General features: G+C 57.5%; 2 rRNA genes. Both read left to right on the top strand.

The features are described 5' to 3' along the window. The first annotated feature begins 166 nt into the window (after window positions 1-166). Window positions 167-1697: ribosomal RNA gene (locus tag LHJ74_RS33990) — 16S ribosomal RNA — on the top strand. A 291-nt stretch (window positions 1698-1988) separates the two neighbouring features. After that, window positions 1989-5115, top strand: a 23S ribosomal RNA gene (locus LHJ74_RS33985). Together the 16S and 23S rRNA genes form the textbook arrangement of a ribosomal RNA operon. Window positions 5116-5147 lie beyond the last annotated feature (32 nt).

Below are 5147 nucleotides of genomic sequence, written 5' to 3'. Positions count from 1 at the left end.
TTGAGAACTCAACAGCGTGCCAAAAGTCAACGCCAAATGTTGATACCCCTGCTTCCGGCCTCCAGGCCGGGAGTGGTGGTTCCTTTGAAGTACAAAAGACAGCGAGGACGCTGTGAACAGTCGGATTATTCCTCCGACTGTTCCGCTCCCGTGTGATGTCAAAGCATTCACGGAGAGTTTGATCCTGGCTCAGGACGAACGCTGGCGGCGTGCTTAACACATGCAAGTCGAACGATGAAACCACTTCGGTGGTGGATTAGTGGCGAACGGGTGAGTAACACGTGGGCAATCTGCCCTGCACTCTGGGACAAGCCCTGGAAACGGGGTCTAATACCGGATACGATCACCGGCCGCATGGTCTGGTGATGGAAAGCTCCGGCGGTGCAGGATGAGCCCGCGGCCTATCAGCTAGTTGGTGGGGTAATGGCCTACCAAGGCGACGACGGGTAGCCGGCCTGAGAGGGCGACCGGCCACACTGGGACTGAGACACGGCCCAGACTCCTACGGGAGGCAGCAGTGGGGAATATTGCACAATGGGCGAAAGCCTGATGCAGCGACGCCGCGTGAGGGATGACGGCCTTCGGGTTGTAAACCTCTTTCAGCAGGGAAGAAGCGCAAGTGACGGTACCTGCAGAAGAAGCACCGGCTAACTACGTGCCAGCAGCCGCGGTAATACGTAGGGTGCGAGCGTTGTCCGGAATTATTGGGCGTAAAGAGCTCGTAGGCGGCGTGTCACGTCGGATGTGAAAGCCCGGGGCTCAACCCCGGGTCTGCATTCGATACGGGCAGGCTAGAGTTCGGTAGGGGAGATCGGAATTCCTGGTGTAGCGGTGAAATGCGCAGATATCAGGAGGAACACCGGTGGCGAAGGCGGATCTCTGGGCCGATACTGACGCTGAGGAGCGAAAGCGTGGGGAGCGAACAGGATTAGATACCCTGGTAGTCCACGCCGTAAACGTTGGGAACTAGGTGTGGGCGACATTCCACGTCGTCCGTGCCGCAGCTAACGCATTAAGTTCCCCGCCTGGGGAGTACGGCCGCAAGGCTAAAACTCAAAGGAATTGACGGGGGCCCGCACAAGCGGCGGAGCATGTGGCTTAATTCGACGCAACGCGAAGAACCTTACCAAGGCTTGACATACACCGGAAACCTCTGGAGACAGGGGCCCCCTTGTGGTCGGTGTACAGGTGGTGCATGGCTGTCGTCAGCTCGTGTCGTGAGATGTTGGGTTAAGTCCCGCAACGAGCGCAACCCTTGTCCTGTGTTGCCAGCGTGCCCTTCGGGGTGACGGGGACTCACGGGAGACTGCCGGGGTCAACTCGGAGGAAGGTGGGGACGACGTCAAGTCATCATGCCCCTTATGTCTTGGGCTGCACACGTGCTACAATGGCCGGTACAATGAGCTGCGATGCCGCAAGGCGGAGCGAATCTCAAAAAGCCGGTCTCAGTTCGGATTGGGGTCTGCAACTCGACCCCATGAAGTCGGAGTCGCTAGTAATCGCAGATCAGCATTGCTGCGGTGAATACGTTCCCGGGCCTTGTACACACCGCCCGTCACGTCACGAAAGTCGGTAACACCCGAAGCCGGTGGCCCAACCCCCTTGTGGGGAGGGAATCGTCGAAGGTGGGACTGGCGATTGGGACGAAGTCGTAACAAGGTAGCCGTACCGGAAGGTGCGGCTGGATCACCTCCTTTCTAAGGAGCACAGCACCATTTCGTCGGCGTATGTCCGACGGTGGTCTGCTCATGGGTGGAACGTTGACTATTCGGTGGGGTCCGCGGATCTCTCGTCCTGGTACTGCTCTCTTTTGAGGGTGTGGAACGGAGGAGGGTGAAGCTGAGTCGGCTGGGCGCGCTGTTGGGTGTCTGAGAGTGCGGGTGTGAGCCTGTTTCTTCTCGGTGCCGGTCCTGGTGTACTCATCTTCGGGTGGGGTGGCGGGTGGCTGGTTGTTGTTTGAGAACTGCACAGTGGACGCGAGCATCTGTGGCCAAGTTTTTAAGGGCGCACGGTGGATGCCTTGGTACCAGGAACCGATGAAGGACGTGGGAGGCCGCGATAGGCCCCGGGGAGCTGTCAACCGAGCTTTGATCCGGGGGTGTCCGAATGGGGAAACCCGGCAGTCGTCATGGGCTGTCACCCGCACCTGAATGTATAGGGTGTGTGGAGGGAACGCGGGGAAGTGAAACATCTCAGTACCCGCAGGAAGAGAAAACAACAGTGATTCCGGGAGTAGTGGCGAGCGAAACCGGAAGAGGCTAAACCGTATGTGTGTGATACCCGGCAGGGGTTGCGCATGCGGGGTTGTGGGAGTTGTCTTTGATCGTTCTGCCGGACGGTCGGTGAGTAAAAAATTGTGTGTGTAGGCGAAGGGCATGCGAAAGGCCCGGCGTAGAGGGTAAGACCCCCGTAGCTGAAACATTCACAACTCATTGGATGGCCACCCAAGTAGCATGGGGCCCGAGAAATCCTGTGTGAATCTGGCGGGACCACCCGTTAAGCCTAAATATTCCCTGGTGACCGATAGCGGATAGTACCGTGAGGGAATGGTGAAAAGTACCCCGGGAGGGGAGTGAAAGAGTACCTGAAACCGTGTGCCTACAAGCCGTGGGAGCGTCGCACAGGGAGACTTGTCTCCTTGTGTCGTGACTGCGTGCCTTTTGAAGAATGAGCCTGCGAGTTTGCGGCATGTTGCGAGGTTAACCCGTTGTGGGGGAGCCGTAGCGAAAGCGAGTCCGAAGAGGGCGTTGAGTAGCGTGTTCAAGACCCGAAGCGGAGTGATCTAGCCATGGACAGGGTGAAGCGGAGGTAAGACTTCGTGGAGGCCCGAACCCACCAGGGTTGAAAACCTGGGGGATGATCTGTGGTTAGGGGTGAAAGGCCAATCAAACTCCGTGATAGCTGGTTCTCCCCGAAATGCATTTAGGTGCAGCGTCGTGTGTTTCTTGCCGGAGGTAGAGCACTGGATAGGCGATGGGCCCTACCGGGTTACTGACCTTAGCCAAACTCCGAATGCCGGTAAGTGAGAGCGCGGCAGTGAGACTGTGGGGGATAAGCTCCATGGTCGAGAGGGAAACAGCCCAGAGCATCGACTAAGGCCCCTAAGCGTGTGCTAAGTGGGAAAGGATGTGGAGTCGCAGAGACAACCAGGAGGTTGGCTTAGAAGCAGCCACCCTTGAAAGAGTGCGTAATAGCTCACTGGTCAAGTGATTCCGCGCCGACAATGTAGCGGGGCTCAAGCACACCGCCGAAGTCGTGTCATTGCAGCATGTACCTCTAACGGGGGCTGTGATGGGTAGGGGAGCGTCGTGTGCCGGGTGAAGCAGCCGCGTAAGCGAGTTGTGGACGGTTCGCGAGTGAGAATGCAGGCATGAGTAGCGATACGCACGTGGGAAACGTGCGCGCCGATTGACTAAGGGTTCCTGGGTCAAGCTGATCTGCCCAGGGTAAGTCGGGACCTAAGGCGAGGCCGACAGGCGTAGTCGATGGATAACCGGTTGATATTCCGGTACCCGCTGTGAAGCGTCAAACATTGAATCAAGCGATGCTAAGTCCGTGAAGCCGCCCTGATCTCTTCGGAGTTGAGGGGAGTGGTGGAGCCGACGGTCCAGACTTGTAGTAGGTGAGTGATGGGGTGACGCAGGAAGGTAGTCCAGCCCGGGCGGTGGTTGTCCCGGGGTAAGGGTGTAGCCCGTTGTGCAGGTAAATCCGTGCAACTTGTGGGTGAGACCTGATGCCGAGCCGATTGTGGTGAAGTGGATGATCCTGTGCTGTCGAGAAAAGCCTCTAGCGAGTTTTATGGCGGCCCGTACCCTAAACCGACTCAGGTGGTCTGGTAGAGAATACCGAGGCGTTCGGGTGAACTATGGTTAAGGAACTCGGCAAAATGCCCCCGTAACTTCGGGAGAAGGGGGGCCATGTCTGGTGATGGGCTTTGCGCCTTGAGCTGGGTGTGGCCGCAGAGACCAGCGAGAAGCGACTGTTTACTAAAAACACAGGTCCGTGCGAAGCCGTAAGGCGATGTATACGGACTGACGCCTGCCCGGTGCTGGAACGTTAAGGGGACCGGTTAGCTGCATTTCGGTGTGGCGAGGCTGAGAACTTAAGCGCCAGTAAACGGCGGTGGTAACTATAACCATCCTAAGGTAGCGAAATTCCTTGTCGGGTAAGTTCCGACCTGCACGAATGGCGTAACGACTTCTTGACTGTCTCAACCATAGGCCCGGTGAAATTGCACTACGAGTAAAGATGCTCGTTTCGCGCAGCAGGACGGAAAGACCCCGGGACCTTTACTATAGCTTGATATTGGTGTTTGGTTCGGCTTGTGTAGGATAGGTGGGAGACTGTGATATTGCCGCGCCAGCGGTGATGGAGTCGTTGTTGAAATACCACTCTGGTCGTGCTGGATGTCTAACCTGGGTCCGTGATCCGGATCAGGGACAGTGTCTGGTGGGTAGTTTAACTGGGGCGGTTGCCTCCTAAAGAGTAACGGAGGCGCCCAAAGGTTCCCTCAGCCTGGTTGGTAATCAGGTGGTGAGTGTAAGTGCACAAGGGAGCTTGACTGTGAGACTGACGGGTCGAGCAGGGACGAAAGTCGGGACTAGTGATCCGGCGGTGGCTTGTGGAAGCGCCGTCGCTCAACGGATAAAAGGTACCCCGGGGATAACAGGCTGATCTTCCCCAAGAGTCCATATCGACGGGATGGTTTGGCACCTCGATGTCGGCTCGTCGCATCCTGGGGCTGGAGTCGGTCCCAAGGGTTGGGCTGTTCGCCCATTAAAGCGGTACGCGAGCTGGGTTTAGAACGTCGTGAGACAGTTCGGTCCCTATCCGCTGCGCGCGTAGGAGTCTTGAGAAGGGCTGTCCCTAGTACGAGAGGACCGGGACGGACGGACCTCTGGTGTGCCAGTTGTTCTGCCAAGGGCATGGCTGGTTGGCTACGTTCGGAAAGGATAACCGCTGAAAGCATCTAAGCGGGAAGCCTGCTTCGAGATGAGGGCTCCCACCTCCTTGTGGGGTTAAGGCTCCCGGTAGATGACCGGGTTGATAGGCCGGATATGGAAGCCTCGTGAGGGGTGGAGTTGACCGGTACTAATAGGCCGAGGGCTTGACCATAGATTCTGCTCGCGTCCACTGTGTTGTTCTGA

Origin of the sequence: Streptomyces gossypii (assembly GCF_025165795.1) — a bacterium.
GTDB lineage: Bacteria > Actinomycetota > Actinomycetes > Streptomycetales > Streptomycetaceae > Streptomyces > Streptomyces gossypii.
The sequence above is the reverse complement of the archived record's forward strand: the minus strand, read 5'-3'. Positions and strand labels throughout refer to the sequence as shown.